This is a genomic window from Pseudomonas asplenii, assembly GCF_900105475.1.
GTDB classification, from domain to species: domain Bacteria; phylum Pseudomonadota; class Gammaproteobacteria; order Pseudomonadales; family Pseudomonadaceae; genus Aquipseudomonas; species Aquipseudomonas asplenii.
This window is the reverse complement of record NZ_LT629777.1, coordinates 1,482,799-1,505,448: the sequence shown is the minus strand read 5'-3', so window position 1 is coordinate 1,505,448 and position 22,650 is coordinate 1,482,799. Positions and strand designations below refer to the sequence as shown.

Here is a 22,650-nt window from a genome sequence, read left to right as displayed (position 1 = left end):
GCCCCAGAGGGGCAAGTTGGACAGACCACGCGCCTTTCTAGGGCTTGTACTTAAGCTTTAGCCGGCTATCGGGACAAGCGCCAGCATCGCATGGTTGTCAGTGGCCATGAAATAAAACTGTCATAAATGAAAAGCAAAAAAGGGGCCACGCAGGGGCCCCTTCTTTTCTTCGGTGCGCTTCGGGTTTATTGACCCGGAACATCCTTGCGCAGTTTCACCGGATCCTGCTGGGCTTTCTTTTTCGCCATCGCGGTGCGCATCTTGATGTTGATCGCCTCGACCGCCAGGGAGAACGCCATGGCGAAGTAGACGTAGCCTTTGGGGACGTGCACGTCGAAGGCTTCGGCGATCAGCACGGTGCCGACCACGATCAGGAACGACAGCGCGAGCATCTTCAGCGACGGATGCTTGTCGATGAAGTCACCGATGGCCCGCGAGGCGAGCATCATCACCAGCACCGCGACGATGATTGCCGCGACCATCACCGGCACATGGGACACCATGCCCACGGCAGTGATCACCGAGTCGAGGGAGAACACGATGTCGATGATCGCGATCTGGATGATCGTGTAGAGGAAGTTGCCGCCCTTGCCTGCCGGGCCGTCCCCGGTTGCTTCGTCTTCGCCTTCCAGACCGTGGTAGATCTCCTGGGAGCTCTTCCACAACAGGAACAGGCCACCGAAGAACAGGATCAGGTCGCGTCCGGAGATGCCTTGGCCGAGGACCACGAACAGGTCGTCGGTCAGGCGCATGACCCAGGTGATCGACAACAGCAGGAGGATCCGCGTGATCATCGCCAGGGCGAGACCGAAGATCCGGGTGCGCTGCTGCATGTGCTTGGGCATGCGGCTGACCAGGATCGAGATCATGATGATGTTGTCGATGCCCAGGACAATTTCCAGGGCGGTCAGGGTAAAGAAGGCAACCCAGATTTCCGGGTTGGTCAGCCAATCCATGTGTGTTCCTTTGCTCGAGTGTTGGGCCAGCCCCGCATCGTTCGCCGGGCTGGCGGTGAATCGTTATCGTTATAGACTGCCGAAGAGCGGGAATGTCCCCAGCAGCAATGCGCCCACCAGTATGCACAGACACACCAGCACCGCCCATTTCAGGGTGAAGCGCTGGTGATCGCCAAATTCGATGCCGGCCAGCGCCACCAACAGGTAGGTCGATGGAACCAGTGGACTCAGCAGGTGGACGGGCTGACCGACGATCGAGGCACGTGCCATTTCCACGGGGCTGATGCCGTAGTGGCTGGCGGCTTCGGCCAGTACCGGCAGCACGCCATAATAGAACGCATCGTTGGACATGAAAAAGGTGAACGGCATGCTCGCCAGTGCGGTGATCACCGCCAGGTAAGGCCCGAGCGCCGGTGGAATCACCGCCAGCAGGCTCTTGGACATGGCGTCGACCATGCCGGTGCCGGACAGGATGCCGGTGAAAATGCCTGCTGCGAAGATCAGCCCGACCACCGCCAGCACACTGCCGGCATGGGCTGCGATACGGTCCTTCTGCTGTTGCAGGCAAGGATAGTTGACGATCATGGCGATACTGAACGCGACCATGAACAGCACCGGCAGCGGCAGCAGGCCGGCGATCAGCGCGCACATCAGGCCCAGGGTCAGGGCACCGTTGAACCAGATCAGTTTCGGCCGGCGTGCTTCGGGGAACTGCGAGACGCTGATTTCGCTGTGGTCGATGTCATCGCCGAGGATATGCAGCTCACCCAGGCGGGCCCGCTCGCGCTTGCCGTAGAAGTAGGCGATCAGCAGGATCGCCAGCACGCCGGCACACATCGCCGGGATCATCGGCACGAAGATGTCCGAGGGGTCGACGTGCAGCGCACTGGCGGCACGGGCGGTGGGGCCACCCCAAGGGGTCATGTTCATCACGCCACCGGCAAGAATGATCAGCCCGGCCATGATCCGTGGGCTCATGCCGATGCGGCTGTACAACGGCAACATGGCGGCGACGCAGATCATGTAGGTGGTGGCGCCGTCACCGTCGAGCGAGACCACCAGGGCCAGCACGGCGGTGCCGACCGAAACCTTCAGCGGGTCGCCCTTGACCAGCTTGAGGATCTTGCGCACGGCCGGATCGAACAGGCCGGAGTCGATCATCAGGGCGAAATAGAGAATGGCGAACATCAGCATCACGCCGGTCGGCGCGAGCTTGGTGATGCCTTCGATCATCATCTTGCCGATGGTGGCCCCGAAGCCGCCGAACAGGGCAAAGAGGATCGGTACGATGATCAGGGCGATCAGCGCGGACAGGCGCTTGGTCATGATCAGGTACATGAAGGTAATGACCATGGCGAAGCCAAGGAAAGTCAGCATGGGGAGTACTCCGGGCGTAACGCGGCTAGGGAAAGGCGAAGCGGCTGGGATCAGCGCAAGGCGGGCGCGGGCGTTACGGGCGGATTTGCAGCGAACAGGCAGGTTGGGACGGACATCGGTATCACCATTGTTGTTGTTGATTGGGCCATGGCGCGCCTGCGGGGCACGTTCTGGCCGACCGGTCTGATGCCGGTGGTGAGGTGATGCTAATGGGGGAAGCTTTCAGCCAGCTTTCGTGGGCAAAGGTCAGACGGGTGGTAGAAATGGACTCATGACTGTGTCGGAACCTGCCGAGCCTTGTAGGAGCAGGGCTTGCCCGCGAAGAGACCGGTGAAATCGCCAGGGTGTCCTTTTGCTCCCCAGGTATTCCAGCCGCCTCACGGGCTCAGGGCAACTCCAGGCCGCCCGCTGCCTTGTGCAGACTGCGCAGGTGTTCGCCGACGATCTTCAGGTTGGCTTCGCTGGCTTCGATCTCGGCCTCGCGGGCCGGGTCGAGCAGCTTGCGCACTTCCTTGTCGAGGTCGCCGGTCAGACGTTGCAACTGTTGCTGGCGCTGGCTGCTCTCGGCCTCCAGGCGCTGCCATTCGCCCGGCTGCGGCAGGCCGTAACCGCCGCTGCCGAGCAATTCCGCCGGGCGGCTGAGGAAGCCGCTGTTGGCCAGGATCGCCTGTAGCGTGCGGTTGGCCTGGTCCATGCCGCCATCCTTGAGGTCACGTCCGCCGAGGTACTTCTGCTTGACCTCGTCCTGGGCCAGCAGCAGTTGTCGGCGATAACCCGCCTGCTCCAGCAGCAGCAAGGCGGCACTGGTGCGCAGGTCGGCCTGGGCGAACCAGGGGCGGCGTGCTTCAGGACGCAGGGTCAGCCAGTCCTCGACGGTGTCCTGTTTGATCGGCAGATGTTTTTTCAACACCTCGAACATCGCCTGGTAACGGTCCCGGTAGGAGTCGAAGCGATAGCCCAGGCGCAGGGCTTCACGCGGGTCGTCGAGCACGCTGGTGTCTGCCAGTCCGCGGCCCTTGAGCACTTCCAGCAGGCCGTTGGGCATGATGCTGTCCAGGCCCTTGAGCTGGGCGTTGTCGGTGCCGCTGCGCAACAGCTTGAGGGTTTCGACCGCACAGTTGTTGGTCACGAAGTAATAGTTGCCGTCGTAGCTCCAGTGCATTTCGGCGGCGTGCTCGACCACTTCCTCGATTTCCCGCCGTGACAGTTTCAGCGGCACCGAGGCCAGGCTGCGCAGTTCGGTCTTGGTGTATTCGTCGATGACCTGGGCCAGCGGCAGTACGAACAGCCGCGATGGATAGGCGCCGGTCAGGCCGCCCCAGGTCGAGAGCTGCACGTCGTTGACGAAGGCGCGGTAGGACAGCACCAGGTGCTGGTCCAGGTCCAGCCGGCAGTCCGGCCCGCGTGGCCGGCCGGGCGCGCAGATCACCAGACGCAGCATGCTGTGGCCCCAGCGGCTGACCCAGTTCTGGTTGGCTTCGGCCAGCAGATAGTCGACTTCGTAGACTCGCTCGGGGTCGATCTTGCCCAGGGGCGTCTTGCCGAAGTCGTTGCCGGCGTTGAGGAACGGGAAAGCCGTGGCGCAGGTGTCCTTTTTCGGCGGGGCCCAGCCGAAACGTTCCTGGTAATAGCGGTACAGCGCCGGGCGGCGACAGGCATAGGCCGGGTCGAGGAGGAAGTACTCCATGTTGACCGCGACGAACTCCTTGGGATTGGTGGTCTCGTAGATATCCGGGCTGCGTGCGATCTGCTTGTTGTGTTCCTCGCGCTGACCCCGGGTACCGACCGACTGCTGCCAGCCGGCCAGGTCCAGCAGGCGCGGGTCGTCGCTGAGGGTGAAGCGGCGATGGGTCTGGCCCCGACATTGATCGGGCAGACCGACCAGGCCGGTGTTGTCGCTCTGGCGGCTGCAGCGCTGGATCAACGTGCGCTCGGCGTCGGGCCACAGGCGGGCGCGATCGTAGATATGGGTCAGTTCGTGCAAGACGGTGGCGAGCATTTCCTCGCGCACGGTGCCGTGGGGGCGATTGGTCTTGCGGGTTGCCGCCGAACCGTCGACCAGGCCGGGCAGCAGGTTGCGGTTGAGCTCGACTTCCGAGACCAGGGATGCCTCGCCATAGGCGTTGTCCGGCATCCGGGTGGACCAGCTCATTTCGACGCGTCGGTCCAGCCGCTCGATGAAGCTGGGCGGCAAGTGCGCGATGGCCTCATCCAGCAGCGCCTGGGTGGCGCGTTGCTCGGCCGGGCTCAGGCCATCGGTCTTGAGCTGCAATTGCAGGCCGGCCTGGGCCGCGTTGCCGACAAGCAACAGCGCGCAGGCCAGCAGCCAGCCGGCAAATGGCTTCACAGTGCGAGAATGGCTTCTGCGAGGGTCTGGTCGCTGGCGTCGCGGGCTTCCGGTACCTGGGTGCGCAGGGCGTTGAAGGCGGCTTCCAGTTGCGCGCCACGGATCTCGCCACGGCTGGCAACGAAACTGGCAGCGTCGTCGTGGGCTTCGCGGACCACTTTCGAGTCGCGGATCGAGGTGGTGGTGTCCGAGGTGAAGTCGATGGTGCGACCCGAGGCACGGACGATGATGTTACTGGTGGCCACCAGGGTGTGCGCCGACGCTACGTCGGCCAGCAACAACAAGCCGAGGGTCGCGGCGATCAGAGGGGTACGCATGAAATGTCTCCGGAGACAAAAGTGACTATTGGACGAGAATTGCCTCGGCCAGTTCAAGGTCGCTTGCATGAAGTTTTGGCTGGCTGTGGCGTAACCAGTTCAAGGCCGACTCCAGCTGTGCTCCCCGCACCTGGCCGTCGCTGGCGACAAAGCTGGCGGCATCATCTCGGGCCGCCAGTATCAGTTTATGGTCGAAGGGCGCGGTGGTCACCTGACTGGTGACATAACCACTGACCACGACGCCTTGTGTCGTCATGTCGAATGCGTGGGCCTGAGTGATCCAGCTGAGGGCTATGAGCAGTAAGGATAATGAACGCATGAGTCTCGATGGCTGATTGAGCGAGTGCCAAGGCTAGCGGAATGAGCCGGCCAGGACCAGCGTGGTGCCTGTCAGATCGCCAGGATCGCCTGGGCCAGTTGTGCGTCGCTGGCCTGAAGTTGCGGGGCCTGGCGACGTATCGTGTCGAAGGCGCTTTCCAGCTTCACGCCGCGGATCCGGCCATCGCTGGCGACGAAGCTGGCGGCGTCGTCGCGGGCGGCGCGCACGATCTTGTTGTCGCGCAGCGACGAGGTCGCGTCGGAGGTGGTGTCAGTGGTGGCCTGGAGTGCGCCGACCACGGCATCGGTGGTCACGAGGAAACTGCTGGCATGGGCAGTGGCGGCCAGGCACAACAGGCTGGCGGTGCCGAGCAGGCGAAGACGGGACATGGTGGATCTCCTGGACAGATAGAAGAACAGTGGCCCAAGGCAGAACAGCCACTCGAGCACGATCACCTTCAGACGCGCAGGCGGCGCTTCAGGCTACAGGTTTAGTGGTGTAGCGGTCTCGGCAATTGCCTCTGAACCGACAGATTTCGCCACGCCGGCCATTATGACCGCGATATTAGGCGTAGTTCACTCGGGGCGGGAAGCCGGGTTTGTTGCCCGGAGAGCTGTTCTAGAGCCTTTTCGTCGGATTTCACCAACTGTACTGGTTGTACTTGAGTATTTTTTAAATTGTACCTGTCTGGATATTCCGGCAGGTCCGCCAGGAAAATCTGCTGGCCGAAAACGACAGAGCCCGTCGCGGTTTCCCGCGACGGGCTCTGTTTTTTCAATTCGGGTGCTGGCGGTGGACCCGGTGGGTCAGGGCCAGCGGGCGCTTAGCGCCAGAACGGCTTGCTCAACTCTTCGTAGCGCTGTGCTTCGCTGATGCCAGCGTCGGCGAGCAGGCGTGCATCCAGACGAGCCAGTTGATGGCGGCTGGCGATACGGCGCTGCCACAGCATCAGGTTGGCCAGAACGCGCAGAGGCAGGGAAGCCTTGGCTTCGGTAGCGGTGTTTTCGTAGAACAGTTCGGAACTGAGTGTACGTTCCATGGTTGACATCCTTCCGCTTATGGCGGGATTAGGGAGTGGTTTAACTTCGACTGATGCCAATGATCCTCTCATTTGCCTAGCCTCTCTAGATACAGTTCACCTGTATTGTGAGGGACCAGTTAACTGTTTATAGGGGCTGTACTGCTCGGAATTGAGGCAACTGTACCTATCTGCACTTTATTGGTGCAATTTTACGCGAATGAGGGTGTTTCGAGGAAGGTCGGCGGGAAAAATGACCGGTACAGCAGTACAGTTCTTTCAGGTTTGTAGGGGAAGGCTCGCCCGCTGACGAAACTGTGTTGGCGTCAGCGGGGAACTGTTTCAATCAATCGACGAGCATTTTCCCGGTTTCTTCCAGGTTCATGTGCCAGCTCAGTGCTTCGCGCAGGATGTGCGGAGTATGGCCACCCAGCGCGCAGGCGCGTTCGAAGTAGTCATTGAGTGCGGCGCGGTACTGCGGATGCACACAGTTGTCGATAACTGCCCTCGCCCGTTCCCGTGGCGCCAGGCCGCGCAGGTCGGCGAGGCCGATCTCGGTGACAAGGATGTCGACGTCATGCTCGGTGTGGTCGACGTGGCTGACCATCGGCACCACGCTGGAGATGGCGCCACCCTTGGCGATCGACTTGGTGACGAAGATCGCCAGGTGCGCGTTGCGGGCGAAGTCGCCGGAGCCGCCGATACCATTCATCATCCGCGTGCCGCAGACATGGGTGGAGTTGACGTTGCCGTACAGGTCGAACTCCAGGGCGGTGTTGATGCCGATGATGCCCAGGCGACGGACCACTTCGGGGTGGTTGGAGATTTCCTGTGGACGAAGCACCAGCTTCTCTTTATAGCGCTCCAGGTTGCCGAACACGTCGCTGTTACGGCGGCTCGACAAGGTGATCGAGCTGCCGGAGGCGAAGGACAGCTTGCCGGCGTCGATCAGGTCGAAGGTCGAGTCCTGCAGCACCTCGGAATACATGGTCAGGTCTTCGAACGGCGAGTCGATCAGGCCGCACATCACCGCGTTGGCGATATTGCCGATGCCCGCCTGCAGCGGGCCGAGCTTGTTGGTCATGCGACCGTCAGCCACTTCTTCTTTAAGGAAGGCGATCAGGTGGTTGGCGATGGCCTGGGTGTCGCTGTCCGGCGGGGTCACGGTGGACGGCGAGTCGGGTTGCTCGGTGATGACGATGGCGACGATCTTGGCCGGGTCGATCGGGATCGCCGTGCTGCCGATGCGGTCGTCGACCTTGACCAGCGGGATCGGCGTGCGGGTTGGGCGATAGCTGGGGATATAGATGTCGTGCAGGCCTTCCAGGTTTGGATTGTGCGCCAGGTTGATCTCGATGATCACCTGCTTGGCGAAGATCGCGAAGCTGGCCGAGTTGCCCACCGAGGTGGTCGGCACGATATGCCCTTCTTCGGTGATCGCCACGGCTTCGATGACTGCCAGGTCCGGCAGCTTGAGTTGCTTGTTGCGCAACTGCTCGACGGTTTCCGACAGGTGCTGGTCGATGAACATCACCTCGCCGGCATTGATTGCCTTGCGCAGGGTGCTGTCGACCTGGAACGGCATGCGGCGTGACAGTACGCCGGCTTCGGTGAGTTGCTTGTCGAGATCGTTGCCCAGGCTGGCGCCGGTCATCAGGGTGATTTTCAGCGGCTGCAGCTTGGCGCGTTCGGCCAGTGCATGGGGCACCGCCTTGGCTTCGCCGGCGCGGGTGAAACCGCTCATGCCGACGGTCATGCCGTCCTGGATCAGTGCGGCAGCGTCAGCCGCGCTCATCACCTTACTGGAAAGAGAAGGCAAGCGAATACGATCACGGTACATGGATTTTTATCTCGGGCAACGGAGGCAAGGTGCGCAGTCTAGAGGTTTCGAAAAGTTTCGCCGCGCGACCAAGGTCGAATGCCGTCCCTTGAATCAGAGCCTTTGGTCGGTTTTTCGCGGGCAAAGAAAAGCCCCAACCTACCTCAGGATGGGGCTTTGGGTATTGCGCTGGGGCAAGGTTTATTCGACGGCCTTGACCATGTCTTCGATAACTTTCTTCGCGTCGCCGAAGACCATCATGGTCTTGTCGAGGTAGAACAGTTCGTTGTCCAGGCCTGCGTAGCCGCTGGCCATCGAGCGCTTGTTGACGATGATGGTCTTGGCCTTGAAGGCCTCGAGGATCGGCATGCCGGCAATCGGCGACTTCGGATCGTTCTTCGCCGCCGGGTTGACCACGTCGTTGGCCCCCAGTACCAGCACCACGTCGGCCTGGCCGAACTCGGAGTTGATGTCCTCCATCTCGAACACCTGGTCGTAAGGCACCTCGGCCTCGGCCAGCAGCACGTTCATGTGCCCGGGCATACGACCAGCAACCGGGTGGATGGCGTACTTCACGGTGACGCCCCGGTGGGTCAGTTTTTCCGTCAGTTCCTTCAGTGCGTGCTGGGCACGGGCCACCGCCAGGCCGTAGCCGGGCACGATGATCACGGTGTCGGCGTTGGTCAGCAGGAAGGTCGCGTCGTCGGCCGAGCCGGATTTCAGCGGCCGCGCCTCTTTCGAACCCGCCGGGCCGCCGGCATCCGGCGCATTGCCGAACCCGCCGAGCAGTACATTGAAGAACGAACGGTTCATCGCCTTGCACATGATGTACGAGAGGATCGCACCGGACGAACCTACCAGCGAGCCGGCGATGATCAGCATCGAGTTGTTCAGCGAGAAGCCGATACCCGCCGCCGCCCAGCCGGAATAGCTGTTGAGCATCGACACCACCACCGGCATGTCGGCGCCGCCGATCGGGATGATGATCAGCACGCCGAGCACGAAGGCCAGTGCCAGCATCAGGGCGAAGGCCGTCAGGTTGCCGGTGAACATGAACGTCAGGCCCAGGCCGAGTGTCGCCAGGCCCAGCAGCAGGTTCAGCTTGTGCTGCCCGCCAAACTGTACTGGTGCGCCCTGGAACAGGCGGAACTTGTACTTGCCCGAGAGTTTGCCGAAGGCGATCACCGAACCGGAGAAGGTAATGGCACCAATCGCTGCGCCGAGGAACAGTTCCAGGCGGTTACCCGCCGGAATCGAGTCACCCAGCTGTTTGACGATACCCAGCGACTGCGGCTCGACCACCGCCGCAATGGCAATGAACACCGCCGCCAGGCCGATCATGCTGTGCATGAACGCCACCAGCTCGGGCATCTTGGTCATTTCCACGCGCTTGGCCATGATCGAGCCGGCGCTACCGCCGATCAGCAGGCCGACGATCACATAGCCGATGCCGTTGACTGCCAGCTCGGAGCCGAGCTTGAACACCAGGCCGACCGTGGTGGCGATCGCCAGGGCCATGCCGAGCATGCCGAACAGGTTGCCGCGCCGCGACGTGGTCGGGTGCGAAAGGCCCTTGAGGGCCTGGATGAAGCAGACCGACGCGATCAGGTAGAGCGTCGTTACCAGGTTCATGCTCATGACTTGGGCGCCTCTTCTTTTACGGCTTTCGGGGCTTTTTTCTTGAACATCTCAAGCATGCGGCGCGTCACCAGGAAGCCGCCGAACACGTTGACCGCCGCCAGGGCCACGGCCAGGGTGCCCATGATCTTGCCCAACGGGGTCACGGTCAGGGCGGCGGCGAGCATGGCGCCGACGATCACGATCGCCGAGATGGCGTTGGTCACCGCCATCAGCGGCGTATGCAGCGCGGGTGTGACGTTCCAGACCACGTGGTAACCGACATAGATCGCCAGCACGAAGATGATCAGGTTGTAGATACCGGGGGAGATAAGCTCTTCCATCTTCTGAATCCTCTGCTCAGGCGTTTTTGCGGATGACCTGGCCGTCGCGGCACATCAGGCACGCGGCGACGATGTCGTCTTCAAGGTTCACTTCGAACTGTTTTTCCTTGTTGAAGACCAGCTTCAGGAAATCCAGCAGGTTGCGCGCATACAGTGCCGAAGCATCGGCGGCGACTTCGCCGGCGAGGTTGGTCGGTCCGACGATGGTCACGCCGTGGGCTACCACCACCTGGTCGGCGACGGTCAGCGGGCAGTTACCACCCTGGGCGGCGGCGAGGTCGATGACCACCGAGCCGGGTTTCATCTGCGCAACGGTCTCCGCGCTCAGCAGCACCGGTGCCTTGCGCCCCGGGATCAGAGCGGTGGTGATGACGATATCGGCCTGTTTCGCCCGCTCGTGCACGGCCGCGGCCTGCCGCTGCATCCAACTGGCCGGCATGGGGCGGGCGTAGCCGCCGACGCCGACTGCGCATTCACGTTCCTCGTCGGTTTCGTACGGCACGTCGACGAATTTCGCACCCAGGGATTCGATCTGTTCCTTCACCGCTGGGCGTACGTCCGAGGCTTCGATCACCGCGCCCAAGCGCTTGGCGGTCGCGATGGCCTGCAGTCCCGCTACGCCGGCACCGAGGATCAGCACGCGTGCCGCTTTCACGGTACCGGCGGCGGTCATCAGCATCGGCATGAAGCGCGGGTAATGGTGAGCGGCCAGCAACACCGCCTTGTAACCGGCAATGTTGGCCTGGGACGAGAGCACATCGAGGCTTTGCGCGCGCGAGGTGCGCGGTGCGGCTTCCAGGGCAAAGGCCGTAATACCCTGGGCGGCCAGCTTGGCGATGATTTCATTGCTGAAGGGGTTGAGCATGCCCACCAGTACGGTGCCGGTCCTGATCAGCGTCAGTTCGTCGTCGCTTGGGGCCACCACCTTGAGCACAAGCTCGGCGCCAAAAGCTTCGGTCGCGCTGCCAATACTGGCGCCCGCTGCTTCATAGGCACTGTCGATGACGCTGGCACGTAAGCCGGCGCCGCTTTGAACAGTGACCGTATGGCCTTGGCCGACTAACTTCTTGATGGTTTCCGGAGTTGCAGCAACCCGAGTCTCACCGGTCTGGGTTTCGAGGGGAACACCAATGTGCACGTCAAATCTCCTGCGTGATCTTTTTTTATAAGAAGGCCAGCGCACACGAGGGGTGCATCTGGAGCGGCCGATCAGCACGATCCCGCCATTTTCGAGGCGGGGCGCGGCATTTTGCAGGCGAAAAACACACCCTTCAAGAGATTATGAAGGGTGACGTAAAATTAACTACAAGTCACCCTGTGACCGAATGACGCACTGAAGGGGCTGAAACCAGTAAAATAGAGGCCTACAAAGGGTTCTGACAGGAATTTGGAAAATTTTGTATCGGCGACGTGAATAGCCCGACATTGCACGAGAAATTGCCTGTAACCCTTACGTTCAGGTACTTTCGTACCGAATTGGCAAGGTTTTAGACAGTTTGTGCAAAAGCGACATATTGTTATGTCTGTAGGGTTATGGGTATTTGACTACCAGGTCAACTATTGCTGTAGGTCTTTAATTCAGAAGGCTGTAGCTTTGTGCCTGGGTTACCAACCAGTCGCGAAAAGCCCGCAGGGACGCTGATTCGACTTTTCGCTCGGGAATCATCAGGTAATAGGCCTTGATGCTGGAGAGTGCGCTGGGGTTGGCGATCACCAAGCGTTTTTCCGCCAATTCCCGTTGAATCAGGAACGGTGGAATCAGCGCGACTCCCATCTCATGCATGGCTGCCTGGGCCAGCATGGAGAAGAGTTCATAGCGTGGGCCTGTCAGGTCGCGAGGGATATTCAGCCCCTGGGCGTTGAACCATTGGCGCCAGGCGTAGGGGCGGGTGGTCTGCTGCAGCAGCGGCAACTCGGCGATCTCTGCCGCGCTCAGGCTCGTCCGGTTGTCCAGCAATGCCGGGCTGCACACCGGCATCGGGTTTTCGCCCATCAGTCGATGGGACTCGGTGCCCGACCAGTCGGCGTCGCCGAAGTAGATGGCAGCGTCGAAATCGGTATCAGCGAACAGGAACGGCCGGGTACGGTTGGTCAGGTTGACCGTGACTTCCGGATGCTTGTGTTGGAAATCCTTTAGCCGCGGCAGCAGCCACTGCGTGCCAAAGGTCGGTACCACGGCCAGCTCGATCACATTGGCGCCCTGCTGGCCCATGACCGACAGGGTGTCGCGCTCGACCGCATCCAGTTGCGTGGCGACCCGGCGACTGTAGGAAAGCCCTGCTTCGGTCAGCTTCACACCGCGTCTGGAGCGGCGGAACAGTTCGACGCCGAGGAACTCTTCCAGGCTGGCAATCTGTCGGCAGATTGCTCCTTGGGTGAGTGAAAGCTCGACCGCAGCCTTGGTAAAGCTCTCATGGCGGGCGGCGGCTTCGAAGCTGATCAGCGCGGCGGTACTGGGGATTTTCCTGCGCATGTACGGCAATCTCACTAAAGGTGCTGGAATAAGGCAATCGGTAAGCTTTCGGAGTGAGAAATTAGCACAACAGCATGCAAAATCCTCGTTTGCCCGATGGCCCGGCGGCGCCTAGGATCAATCCACGATATTTGACCTGTTTTGCGAGGATTCTCTGATGGGCGCTAAAGCTAGCTTCAACTGGATCGATCCGCTGCTGCTGGATCAACAGCTCACTGAAGAGGAGCGGATGATTCGTGACACCGCTGAGCAGTTCGCCCAGGACAAGCTCGCGCCACGGGTGCTCGAAGCCTTCCGCCATGAGCGGACCGACCCGGCGATCTTTCGCGAAATGGGTGAAGTCGGTTTGTTGGGTGCGACCATTCCGGTCGAGTACGGTGGCAGTGGCCTGAATTATGTCAGCTATGGCCTGATTGCCCGTGAGGTGGAACGCGTCGATTCGGGCTATCGCTCGATGATGAGTGTGCAATCCTCGCTGGTGATGGTGCCGATCAACGAATTCGGTACCGAGGCACAGAAGCAGAAGTACCTGCCCAAGCTGGCGACTGGCGAGTGGATCGGCTGCTTTGGCCTGACCGAGCCGAACCATGGTTCCGATCCAGGAGCGATGATTACCCGTGCACGCAAGGTCGACGGCGGCTACAGCCTGACCGGCAGCAAGATGTGGATCACCAACAGCCCGATCGCCGATGTATTCGTGGTCTGGGCCAAGGACGATGCTGGCGATATTCGCGGTTTCGTACTGGAGAAGGGCTGGAAAGGCCTGAGTGCTCCGGCAATTCACGGCAAGGTCGGCCTGCGCGCCTCGATCACCGGGGAGATCGTCATGGACAACGTGTTTGTGCCTGAAGAGAACATCTTCCCGGATGTACGTGGCCTGAAGGGTCCGTTCACCTGCCTCAACTCCGCCCGTTATGGCATCTCCTGGGGTGCGCTGGGGGCTGCCGAGTTCTGCTGGCACACCGCTCGCCAGTACACTCTGGATCGCCAGCAGTTCGGGCGGCCACTGGCAGCCACTCAACTGATCCAGAAGAAGCTGGCCGACATGCAGACCGAGATCAGTCTCGCCCTCCAGGGCTGCCTACGCCTGGGGCGGATGAAGGACGAGGGTACGGCGGCGGTGGAAATCACTTCGATCATGAAGCGCAACTCCTGCGGCAAGTCCCTGGACATTGCCCGCATGGCGCGGGACATGCTCGGCGGCAACGGTATTTCCGACGAGTTCGGGGTCGCCCGTCACCTGGTCAACCTGGAGGTGGTGAACACCTATGAAGGTACCCACGATGTGCATGCGCTGATTCTCGGGCGTGCGCAAACCGGCCTCCAGGCGTTCTATTAATAGGAACTCGGCTCATGGGCGCGCTTTCGCATTTGCGGGTATTGGATTTGTCGCGGGTATTGGCTGGGCCCTGGTGCGGTCAGATCCTTGCGGACCTGGGGGCCGAGGTCATAAAGGTCGAGCGCCCCGGCAATGGGGACGACACGCGTGCCTGGGGGCCGCCCTTCCTGAAGGACGCTCGCGGTGAGAACACCAGCGAGGCGGCTTATTACCTGTCGGCCAACCGCAACAAGCAATCGGTCACCATCGACTTCACCCGGCCCGAGGGTCAGCGCCTGGTGCGTGAGTTGGCGATGAAGTCCGACATTCTGATCGAGAACTTCAAGGTCGGCGGTCTGGCGGCCTATGGTCTGGACTATGAATCGCTCAAGACGCTGAATCCGAAGCTGATCTATTGCTCGATTACCGGATTCGGCCAGAACGGACCCTATGCCAAGCGCGCCGGCTACGACTTCATGATCCAGGGCCTGGGTGGTTTGATGAGCCTGACGGGCAAGCCTGAGGGGGATGAGGGGGCTGGGCCGGTAAAAGTGGGTGTGGCGCTGACTGATATCCTCACCGGGCTGTATTCGACGGTGGCGATTCTGGCCGCCCTCGCCCATCGGGATCGTGAGGGTGGCGGCCAGCATATCGACATGGCCTTGCTGGATGTCCAGGTGGCGTGTCTGGCGAACCAGGCGATGAACTACCTGACCTCCGGAGCGGCGCCCAGGCGCCTGGGTAATGCTCACCCGAATATCGTGCCGTATCAGGATTTTCCTACCGCTGATGGCGACTTCATCCTGACGGTGGGGAATGACGGACAGTTCCGCAAGTTCGCCGAGGTGGCGGGTCAGCCGCAGTGGGCGGACGATCCACGGTTTGCCAGTAATGCTGCGCGGGTGGCCAATCGCGCGGTGCTGATTCCGCTGATCCGCCAGGCGACCGTCTTCAAGACGACGGCTGAGTGGGTGGCACAGTTGGAACGGGTGGGTGTGCCGTGTGGGCCGATCAATGATCTGTCGCAGGTATTCGCCGATCCCCAGGTAAAGGCGCGGGGCTTGGCGATTGAGCTGCCCCATGCGCTGGCTGGGCATGTACCGCAGGTGGCGAGCCCTATCCGGCTTTCCGAAACGCCGGTGGAGTATCGCAATGCGCCTCCTCTATTAGGAGAGCATACGCAGGAGGTTCTGCAGCGGGTATTGAGCCTGAGCCCGGATGCGGTTGCGGCATTGCGTGAGGCCGGGGTGCTCTAGGTGCCCTGCTCTCTTCCTGTTAATAGCCAGACCCTTTTCTCTCTGCACGCCGACTCCTACAAGGAGGGGCATAGGGTTTCTGGCCTTTATGACAGAAATCTGAAAATAACGGTTGACGCTCGCTGTCAGGGGCCTATAATTCGCCCCACTTCCGGCGCAGCCAGAACGGAAAACTCCTTGAAATTCAACGAGTTATCTAGTTTCAGACGGTGCAGCTTCAGATCATCGAAGCACGGAACAAGCTGTAAAAGAGGTGTTGACAGCAGCGTGTAACGCTGTAGAATTCGCCTCCCGCTGACGAGAGATCGGAAGCGCAAGTGGTTGAAGTTGAAGAGGAAATTCTGAAACTTCTGAAAATAATCACTTGACAGCAAATGAGGCTGCTGTAGAATGCGCGCCTCGGTTGAGCGAACAGCTCACCCACCGCTCTTTAACAACTGAATCAAGCAATTCGTGTGGGTGCTTGTGGTGTCAGACTGAATAGTCACTAGATTATCAGCAACGCAAGTTACTCCGCGAGAAATCAAAGATGTAACCAACGATTGCTGAGCCAAGTTTAGGGTTTTCTCAAAACCCAAGCAGTATTGAACTGAAGAGTTTGATCATGGCTCAGATTGAACGCTGGCGGCAGGCCTAACACATGCAAGTCGAGCGGATGAGAAGAGCTTGCTCTTCGATTCAGCGGCGGACGGGTGAGTAATGCCTAGGAATCTGCCTGGTAGTGGGGGACAACGTTTCGAAAGGAACGCTAATACCGCATACGTCCTACGGGAGAAAGCAGGGGACCTTCGGGCCTTGCGCTATCAGATGAGCCTAGGTCGGATTAGCTAGTTGGTGAGGTAATGGCTCACCAAGGCGACGATCCGTAACTGGTCTGAGAGGATGATCAGTCACACTGGAACTGAGACACGGTCCAGACTCCTACGGGAGGCAGCAGTGGGGAATATTGGACAATGGGCGAAAGCCTGATCCAGCCATGCCGCGTGTGTGAAGAAGGTCTTCGGATTGTAAAGCACTTTAAGTTGGGAGGAAGGGCATTAACCTAATACGTTAGTGTTTTGACGTTACCGACAGAATAAGCACCGGCTAACTCTGTGCCAGCAGCCGCGGTAATACAGAGGGTGCAAGCGTTAATCGGAATTACTGGGCGTAAAGCGCGCGTAGGTGGTTCGTTAAGTTGGATGTGAAATCCCCGGGCTCAACCTGGGAACTGCATCCAAAACTGGCGAGCTAGAGTAGGGTAGAGGGTGGTGGAATTTCCTGTGTAGCGGTGAAATGCGTAGATATAGGAAGGAACACCAGTGGCGAAGGCGACCACCTGGACTCATACTGACACTGAGGTGCGAAAGCGTGGGGAGCAAACAGGATTAGATACCCTGGTAGTCCACGCCGTAAACGATGTCAACTAGCCGTTGGGAACCTTGAGTTCTTAGTGGCGCAGCTAACGCATTAAGTTGACCGCCTGGGGAGTACGGCCGCAAGGTTAAAACTCAAATGAATTGACGGGGGCCCGCACAAGCGGTGGAGCATGTGGTTTAATTCGAAGCAACGCGAAGAACCTTACCAGGCCTTGACATGCAGAGAACTTTCCAGAGATGGATTGGTGCCTTCGGGAACTCTGACACAGGTGCTGCATGGCTGTCGTCAGCTCGTGTCGTGAGATGTTGGGTTAAGTCCCGTAACGAGCGCAACCCTTGTCCTTAGTTACCAGCACGTCATGGTGGGCACTCTAAGGAGACTGCCGGTGACAAACCGGAGGAAGGTGGGGATGACGTCAAGTCATCATGGCCCTTACGGCCTGGGCTACACACGTGCTACAATGGTCGGTACAGAGGGTTGCCAAGCCGCGAGGTGGAGCTAATCCCACAAAACCGATCGTAGTCCGGATCGCAGTCTGCAACTCGACTGCGTGAAGTCGGAATCGCTAGTAATCGCGAATCAGAATGTCGCGGTGAATACGTTCCCGGGCCTTGTACACACCGCCCGTCACACCATGGGAGTGGGTTGCACCAGAAGTAGCTAGTCTAACCTTCGGGAGGACGGTTACCACGGTGTGATTCATGACTGGGGTGAAGTCGTAACAAGGTAGCCGTAGGGGAACCTGCGGCTGGATCACCTCCTTAATCGACGACATCAGCTGCACCATAAGTTCCCACACGAATTGCTTGATTCATTGAAGAAGACGATAGAAGCAGCCCGATATTGGGTCTGTAGCTCAGTTGGTTAGAGCGCACCCCTGATAAGGGTGAGGTCGGCAGTTCGAATCTGCCCAGACCCACCAGTTTAGGTGGGAAGTTGTAGGAACCTGTAGCGATACGGGGCCATAGCTCAGCTGGGAGAGCGCCTGCCTTGCACGCAGGAGGTCAACGGTTCGATCCCGTTTGGCTCCACCATTTACTGCGGTTAACTGTTTCTGTGTTAAAGCTTAGAAATGAGCATTCCATCCTTGTGATGGTGAATGTTGATTTCTAGTCTTTGATTAGATCGTTCTTTAAAAATTTGGGTATGTGATAGAAAGATAGACTGAACGTTACTTTCACTGGTAACGGATCAGGCTAAGGTAAAATTTGTGAGTAATTGCAAATTTTCGGCGAATGTCGTCTTCATAGTATAACCAGATTGCTTGGGGTTATATGGTCAAGTGAAGAAGCGCATACGGTGGATGCCTTGGCAGTCAGAGGCGATGAAAGACGTGGTAGCCTGCGAAAAGCTTCGGGGAGTCGGCAAACAGACTTTGATCCGGAGATGTCTGAATGGGGGAACCCAGCCATCATAAGATGGTTATCTTGTACTGAATACATAGGTGCAAGAGGCGAACCAGGGGAACTGAAACATCTAAGTACCCTGAGGAAAAGAAATCAACCGAGATTCCCTTAGTAGTGGCGAGCGAACGGGGACCAGCCCTTAAGTGGCTTTGAGATTAGCGGAACGCTCTGGAAAGTGCGGCCATAGTGGGTGATAGCCCTGTACGCGAAAGTCTCTTAGTCATGAAATCGAGTAGGACGGGGCACGAGAAACCTTGTCTGAATATGGGGGGACCATCCTCCAAGGCTAAATACTACTGACTGACCGATAGTGAACTAGTACCGTGAGGGAAAGGCGAAAAGAACCCCGGAGAGGGGAGTGAAATAGATCCTGAAACCGTATGCGTACAAGCAGTGGGAGCAGACTTTGTTCTGTGACTGCGTACCTTTTGTATAATGGGTCAGCGACTTATATTCAGTGGCGAGCTTAACCGAATAGGGGAGGCGTAGCGAAAGCGAGTCTTAATAGGGCGTTTAGTCGCTGGGTATAGACCCGAAACCGGGCGATCTATCCATGGGCAGGTTGAAGGTTAGGTAACACTGACTGGAGGACCGAACCGACTACCGTTGAAAAGTTAGCGGATGACCTGTGGATCGGAGTGAAAGGCTAATCAAGCTCGGAGATAGCTGGTTCTCCTCGAAAGCTATTTAGGTAGCGCCTCATGTATCACTGTAGGGGGTAGAGCACTGTTTCGGCTAGGGGGTCATCCCGACTTACCAAACCGATGCAAACTCCGAATACCTACAAGTGCCGAGCATGGGAGACACACGGCGGGTGCTAACGTCCGTCGTGAAAAGGGAAACAACCCAGACCGTCAGCTAAGGTCCCAAAGTCATGGTTAAGTGGGAAACGATGTGGGAAGGCTTAGACAGCTAGGAGGTTGGCTTAGAAGCAGCCACCCTTTAAAGAAAGCGTAATAGCTCACTAGTCGAGTCGGCCTGCGCGGAAGATGTAACGGGGCTCAAACCATGCACCGAAGCTACGGGTATCACGTAAGTGATGCGGTAGAGGAGCGTTCTGTAAGCCTGTGAAGGTGAGTTGAGAAGCTTGCTGGAGGTATCAGAAGTGCGAATGCTGACATGAGTAACGACAATGGGTGTGAAAAACACCCACGCCGAAAGACCAAGGTTTCCTGCGCAACGTTAATCGACGCAGGGTTAGTCGGTCCCTAAGGCGAGGCTGAAAAGCGTAGTCGATGGAAAACAGGTTAATATTCCTGTACTTCTGGTTATTGCGATGGAGGGACGGAGAAGGCTAGGCCAGCTTGGCGTTGGTTGTCCAAGTTTAAGGTGGTAGGCTGAGATCTTAGGTAAATCCGGGATCTTAAGGCCGAGAGCTGATGACGAGTGTCCTTTAGGACGCGAAGTGGTTGATGCCATGCTTCCAAGAAAAGCTTCTAAGCTTCAGATAATCAGGAACCGTACCCCAAACCGACACAGGTGGTTAGGTAGAGAATACCAAGGCGCTTGAGAGAACTCGGGTGAAGGAACTAGGCAAAATGGCACCGTAACTTCGGGAGAAGGTGCGCCGGTGAGGGTGAAGGACTTGCTCCGTAAGCCCATGCCGGTCGAAGATACCAGGCCGCTGCGACTGTTTATTAAAAACACAGCACTCTGCAAACACGAAAGTGGACGTATAGGGTGTGACGCCTGCCCGGTGCCGGAAGGTTAATTGATGGGGTTAGCTAACGCGAAGCTCTTGATCGAAGCCCCGGTAAACGGCGGCCGTAACTATAACGGTCCTAAGGTAGCGAAATTCCTTGTCGGGTAAGTTCCGACCTGCACGAATGGCGTAACGATGGCGGCGCTGTCTCCACCCGAGACTCAGTGAAATTGAAATCGCTGTGAAGATGCAGTGTATCCGCGGCTAGACGGAAAGACCCCGTGAACCTTTACTATAGCTTTGCACTGGACTTTGAATTTGCTTGTGTAGGATAGGTGGGAGGCTTTGAAGCGTGGACGCCAGTCTGCGTGGAGCCATCCTTGAAATACCACCCTGGCAACTTTGAGGTTCTAACTCAGGTCCGTTATCCGGATCGAGGACAGTGTATGGTGGGTAGTTTGACTGGGGCGGTCTCCTCCTAAAGAGTAACGGAGGAGTACGAAGGTGCGCTCAGACCGGTCGGAAATCGGTCGTAGAGTATAAAGGCAAAAGCGCGCTTGACTGCGAGACAGACACGTCGAGCAGGTACGAAAGTAGGTCTTAGTGATCCGGTGGTTCTGTATGGAAGGGCCATCGCTCAACGGATAAAAGGTACTCCGGGGATAACAGGCTGATACCGCCCAAGAGTTCATATCGACGGCGGTGTTTGGCACCTCGATGTCGGCTCATCACATCCTGGGGCTGAAGCCGGTCCCAAGGGTATGGCTGTTCGCCATTTAAAGTGGTACGCGAGCTGGGTTTAGAACGTCGTGAGACAGTTCGGTCCCTATCTGCCGTGGACGTTTGAGATTTGAGAGGGGCTGCTCCTAGTACGAGAGGACCGGAGTGGACGAACCTCTGGTGTTCCGGTTGTCACGCCAGTGGCATTGCCGGGTAGCTATGTTCGGAATAGATAACCGCTGAAAGCATCTAAGCGGGAAACTAGCCTCAAGATGAGATCTCACTGGAACCTTGAGTTCCCTGAAGGGCCGTCGAAGACTACGACGTTGATAGGTGGGGTGTGTAAGCGCTGTGAGGCGTTGAGCTAACCCATACTAATTGCCCGTGAGGCTTGACCATATAACACCCAAGCAATTTGAGTCGAAAGGCCAGATTGCGGTGTATGAAGACGAAGTGAACCGAAAGTTTGCGACTCACCACACCGAAAGCTGTCACATACCCAATTTGCTGAAGCGCGGCCAATGGCCTCGGTTCGGTACCCGAATTTCTTGACGACCATAGAGCATTGGAACCACCTGATCCCATCCCGAACTCAGCAGTGAAACGATGCATCGCCGATGGTAGTGTGGGGTTTCCCCATGTGAGAGTAGGTCATCGTCAAGATTAAATTCCGAAACCCCTATCTGCTTATGCAGGTAGGGGTTTTGTCTTTATGTAGAAGTTCCTCATTTTGCTGGAGCGTTGCACAGGCAACGAACTGGCCACAGAATTTCTTGACGACCATAGAGCATTGGAACCACCTGATCCCATCCCGAACTCAGCAGTGAAACGATGCATCGCCGATGGTAGTGTGGGGTTTCCCCATGTGAGAGTAGGTCATCGTCAAGATTGAATTCCGAAACCCCATCTGCGAAAGCGGATGGGGTTTTGTTTTTGCGCGGTAAAAAGGCCGGAAGCGGTGCGTCCCCAAGGTGGACGCTCCCCACCGGATACCGTGTTGCGGCGCGTACGTGCCCCCAAACGAATACCGAGTTGCCACAACCGCCCCTGTAGGCGCTTGGCTTTCCAGCGAAGGCATCCTCAAGCACGCCTCAAGACTCAGCGGCCAGCCGGCTCCTGCGCTCGGTACCCGTCCGCCCGTCCACCGCCCTTGCGCCGAGCTTCCAGTTTGCGCCACCAGATATAGATCCCGGTGGCCGAAAATCCGGCAATCAGAAGCCCCAGCACCGCGATAATCGATTGCCCTACCACCCCAATGATCCTGCCGCCATGTATCGGTAGCTGCAGGCGATAGAAGCGCTCTCCCAACGTCCCCTGCCCGGCGATCTCCTGACCCAGCAAGCGGCCATCGGTACCATGGAAGAACAACCAGGACTTTCCATGAGCCTCGGTATCGTGCTGGCCGAACCCCGCACCATAGAAATTGTATTCAAAGCTGTAGTACAACTCGCCGATAGGGGCTGTCAGCCCCAGGCGTTGGCCTTCCTGCAAGGCCCGTTCATAGGCCTGCCGGTAGTCCAGGCGAGTCTCGCCCAACTGCTCCGCCGGCATCCTGCCACGGGCCTCGTAGACGCTCGGCTCGATCGTGGAAAACCACGAAACCGCCGGCTTGAATACCTGGCTGGGCAGGTTCATCGCCACACTGCTGACGGCGATCGGCAACAACAACAGCCAGAGCCACAGTCCGCCGGCGCGGTGCAGGTCTATGTTCAATCGATACACATGCCCGCCCTTGATCTTCCAGGCCTTGGCCCACTTCCGCCAGAACGGCCGGCCCCGGGGAAAGGTCAGCCATAGGCCGAAGAAGCAGTCCACCACCCAGAACACCGCAACCAGCCCCATCAGCCATAACCCCCAGTTGCCCGGCAGCGTAAGGTTGTAGTGAAACTCCAGCAGGAAGGGGATCAGGTTCTCCCGCTGGAAACAGCACTCACCCCAATACCGCTGGCCCATGGATGCACCGCTGACCGGATCGACATAGAACACCTGGTTCTTCTCGGCAAAGGGCTTGCCGGTCGCCGGGTCCTTGCGCGGTACGGTCGCCAGCATCGCGTTGTGCCCAGGTTCCTGCGGGTACTCCAGGTACCAGACCTGCAGCTTCGGATGCTCGCTCTGTAAACGCTCCACCAGGCTTGCGGGAGGCAGCCGCGGCCCTTCTGCCCGGGCCTGGTAGAACCCCGGGTTGAGCCATTCGTCCAACTCGTGGTTGAACGCCAGGATGCTGCCGGTCAATCCGGCCAGCAGCAAGAAAAGAGCTGTCGCCAGCCCGATATAACGATGCAGGAAGACCACAATCGGTCGCATGGAAGTTTCCCCTGGAAACGACGAAGCCAGCACCTGTCCGGGCGCTGGCTTCAAGAAG

At 58.8% G+C, this 22,650-nt stretch carries 15 protein-coding genes, 2 tRNA genes and 4 rRNA genes; 8 read left to right on the top strand and 13 right to left on the bottom strand.

The window, feature by feature from the left end:
- Positions 1 to 185: 185 nt before the first annotated feature.
- The 12 genes from BLU37_RS06765 to BLU37_RS06710 form a co-directional block, all read right to left on the bottom strand.
- On the bottom strand, positions 186 to 956 hold the full coding sequence (locus tag BLU37_RS06765; RefSeq protein WP_010451731.1) for a TerC family protein: 771 nt from the start codon (positions 954 to 956) through the stop codon (positions 186 to 188).
- 69 nt (positions 957 to 1,025) lie between these two features.
- Positions 1,026 to 2,333 carry a CitMHS family transporter gene (locus tag BLU37_RS06760; protein ID WP_010451733.1) on the bottom strand — a complete coding sequence of 436 codons (1,308 nt, stop codon included), beginning with the start codon at positions 2,331 to 2,333 and terminating at the stop codon, positions 1,026 to 1,028.
- Between the two features lie 385 nt (positions 2,334 to 2,718).
- The gene (locus BLU37_RS06755) at positions 2,719 to 4,680 is read right to left on the bottom strand and encodes a DUF7844 domain-containing protein (RefSeq protein ID WP_090203413.1); all 1,962 of its coding nucleotides are present in this window, start codon (positions 4,678 to 4,680) and stop codon (positions 2,719 to 2,721) included.
- The gene (locus BLU37_RS06750; RefSeq protein ID WP_010448712.1) at positions 4,677 to 4,997 is read right to left on the bottom strand and encodes a DUF2388 domain-containing protein; all 321 of its coding nucleotides are present in this window, start codon (positions 4,995 to 4,997) and stop codon (positions 4,677 to 4,679) included. Before BLU37_RS06750 ends, BLU37_RS06755 begins: the two co-directional genes overlap by 4 nt.
- Before the next feature lie 25 nt (positions 4,998 to 5,022).
- Entirely contained in the window at positions 5,023 to 5,316 is a 294-nt protein-coding gene (locus BLU37_RS06745; protein WP_010448713.1) for a DUF2388 domain-containing protein, read from the bottom strand.
- A gap of 71 nt (positions 5,317 to 5,387) precedes the next feature.
- Complete coding sequence (locus tag BLU37_RS06740; protein WP_010448715.1) at positions 5,388 to 5,705, bottom strand: DUF2388 domain-containing protein; 318 nt, start codon at positions 5,703 to 5,705, stop codon at positions 5,388 to 5,390.
- A gap of 434 nt (positions 5,706 to 6,139) precedes the next feature.
- A complete protein-coding gene (locus BLU37_RS06735) occupies positions 6,140 to 6,355 on the bottom strand; it encodes a DUF1127 domain-containing protein (RefSeq protein ID WP_010448716.1) in 216 nt (71 codons plus the stop codon).
- 325 nt (positions 6,356 to 6,680) lie between these two features.
- Positions 6,681 to 8,174, bottom strand: a complete 1,494-nt coding sequence (locus BLU37_RS06730) for an acetyl-CoA hydrolase/transferase family protein (RefSeq protein WP_029533473.1) — start codon at positions 8,172 to 8,174, stop codon at positions 6,681 to 6,683.
- A gap of 180 nt (positions 8,175 to 8,354) precedes the next feature.
- Complete coding sequence (locus BLU37_RS06725; protein ID WP_090203409.1) at positions 8,355 to 9,791, bottom strand: NAD(P)(+) transhydrogenase (Re/Si-specific) subunit beta; 1,437 nt, start codon at positions 9,789 to 9,791, stop codon at positions 8,355 to 8,357.
- Complete coding sequence (locus tag BLU37_RS06720; protein WP_010448722.1) at positions 9,788 to 10,114, bottom strand: NAD(P) transhydrogenase subunit alpha; 327 nt, start codon at positions 10,112 to 10,114, stop codon at positions 9,788 to 9,790. Before BLU37_RS06720 ends, BLU37_RS06725 begins: the two co-directional genes overlap by 4 nt.
- A gap of 16 nt (positions 10,115 to 10,130) precedes the next feature.
- Positions 10,131 to 11,252 carry a Re/Si-specific NAD(P)(+) transhydrogenase subunit alpha gene (locus BLU37_RS06715; RefSeq protein WP_090203406.1) on the bottom strand — a complete coding sequence of 374 codons (1,122 nt, stop codon included), beginning with the start codon at positions 11,250 to 11,252 and terminating at the stop codon, positions 10,131 to 10,133.
- Positions 11,253 to 11,687: 435 nt separating this feature from the next.
- On the bottom strand, positions 11,688 to 12,587 hold the full coding sequence (locus BLU37_RS06710) for a LysR family transcriptional regulator (protein ID WP_010448726.1): 900 nt from the start codon (positions 12,585 to 12,587) through the stop codon (positions 11,688 to 11,690).
- A gap of 157 nt (positions 12,588 to 12,744) precedes the next feature.
- On the opposite strand from BLU37_RS06710, the gene BLU37_RS06705 reads away from it, so the two are divergent.
- From BLU37_RS06705 to rrf (BLU37_RS06665), 8 genes are all read left to right on the top strand, one after another.
- Positions 12,745 to 13,926, top strand: coding sequence for an acyl-CoA dehydrogenase (locus BLU37_RS06705; RefSeq protein ID WP_090203404.1), 1,182 nt, complete (start codon positions 12,745 to 12,747; stop codon positions 13,924 to 13,926).
- Positions 13,927 to 13,940: 14 nt separating this feature from the next.
- On the top strand, positions 13,941 to 15,161 hold the full coding sequence (locus BLU37_RS06700) for a CaiB/BaiF CoA transferase family protein (protein WP_090203401.1): 1,221 nt from the start codon (positions 13,941 to 13,943) through the stop codon (positions 15,159 to 15,161).
- Positions 15,162 to 15,747: 586 nt separating this feature from the next.
- Positions 15,748 to 17,284, top strand: a 16S ribosomal RNA gene (locus tag BLU37_RS06690).
- An 81-nt stretch (positions 17,285 to 17,365) separates the two neighbouring features.
- Positions 17,366 to 17,442, top strand: a tRNA-Ile gene (locus BLU37_RS06685).
- Between the two features lie 36 nt (positions 17,443 to 17,478).
- Positions 17,479 to 17,554 (top strand) — tRNA-Ala (locus BLU37_RS06680).
- A gap of 242 nt (positions 17,555 to 17,796) precedes the next feature.
- Positions 17,797 to 20,687, top strand: a 23S ribosomal RNA gene (locus tag BLU37_RS06675).
- A 148-nt stretch (positions 20,688 to 20,835) separates the two neighbouring features.
- Positions 20,836 to 20,951, top strand: a 5S ribosomal RNA gene (gene rrf, locus BLU37_RS06670).
- 109 nt (positions 20,952 to 21,060) lie between these two features.
- Positions 21,061 to 21,176, top strand: a 5S ribosomal RNA gene (gene rrf / locus BLU37_RS06665).
- Together the 16S, 23S and 5S rRNA genes with 2 tRNA genes alongside form the textbook arrangement of a ribosomal RNA operon.
- 210 nt (positions 21,177 to 21,386) lie before the next feature.
- On the opposite strand, the gene BLU37_RS06660 is transcribed toward rrf (BLU37_RS06665), so the two are convergent.
- Positions 21,387 to 22,592, bottom strand: coding sequence for a PepSY-associated TM helix domain-containing protein (locus BLU37_RS06660; RefSeq protein WP_090203398.1), 1,206 nt, complete (start codon positions 22,590 to 22,592; stop codon positions 21,387 to 21,389).
- Positions 22,593 to 22,650: the final 58 nt, after the last annotated feature.

What these genes read in the sequence shown, in the direction of transcription:
- BLU37_RS06730 (WP_029533473.1), bottom strand. Translation starts at nt 8,174, where the DNA reads ATGTACCGTGATCGTATTCGCTTGCCTTCTCTTTCCAGTAAGGTGATG.
- BLU37_RS06725 (WP_090203409.1), bottom strand. Translation starts at nt 9,791, where the DNA reads ATGAGCATGAACCTGGTAACGACGCTCTACCTGATCGCGTCGGTCTGC.
- BLU37_RS06760 (WP_010451733.1), bottom strand. Translation starts at nt 2,333, where the DNA reads ATGCTGACTTTCCTTGGCTTCGCCATGGTCATTACCTTCATGTACCTG.
- BLU37_RS06735 (WP_010448716.1), bottom strand. Translation starts at nt 6,355, where the DNA reads ATGGAACGTACACTCAGTTCCGAACTGTTCTACGAAAACACCGCTACC.
- BLU37_RS06705 (WP_090203404.1), top strand. Translation starts at nt 12,745, where the DNA reads ATGGGCGCTAAAGCTAGCTTCAACTGGATCGATCCGCTGCTGCTGGAT.
- BLU37_RS06765 (WP_010451731.1), bottom strand. Translation starts at nt 956, where the DNA reads ATGGATTGGCTGACCAACCCGGAAATCTGGGTTGCCTTCTTTACCCTG.
- BLU37_RS06750 (WP_010448712.1), bottom strand. Translation starts at nt 4,997, where the DNA reads ATGCGTACCCCTCTGATCGCCGCGACCCTCGGCTTGTTGTTGCTGGCC.
- BLU37_RS06660 (WP_090203398.1), bottom strand. Translation starts at nt 22,592, where the DNA reads ATGCGACCGATTGTGGTCTTCCTGCATCGTTATATCGGGCTGGCGACA.
- BLU37_RS06745 (WP_010448713.1), bottom strand. Translation starts at nt 5,316, where the DNA reads ATGCGTTCATTATCCTTACTGCTCATAGCCCTCAGCTGGATCACTCAG.
- BLU37_RS06720 (WP_010448722.1), bottom strand. Translation starts at nt 10,114, where the DNA reads ATGGAAGAGCTTATCTCCCCCGGTATCTACAACCTGATCATCTTCGTG.
- BLU37_RS06740 (WP_010448715.1), bottom strand. Translation starts at nt 5,705, where the DNA reads ATGTCCCGTCTTCGCCTGCTCGGCACCGCCAGCCTGTTGTGCCTGGCC.
- BLU37_RS06710 (WP_010448726.1), bottom strand. Translation starts at nt 12,587, where the DNA reads ATGCGCAGGAAAATCCCCAGTACCGCCGCGCTGATCAGCTTCGAAGCC.
- BLU37_RS06700 (WP_090203401.1), top strand. Translation starts at nt 13,941, where the DNA reads ATGGGCGCGCTTTCGCATTTGCGGGTATTGGATTTGTCGCGGGTATTG.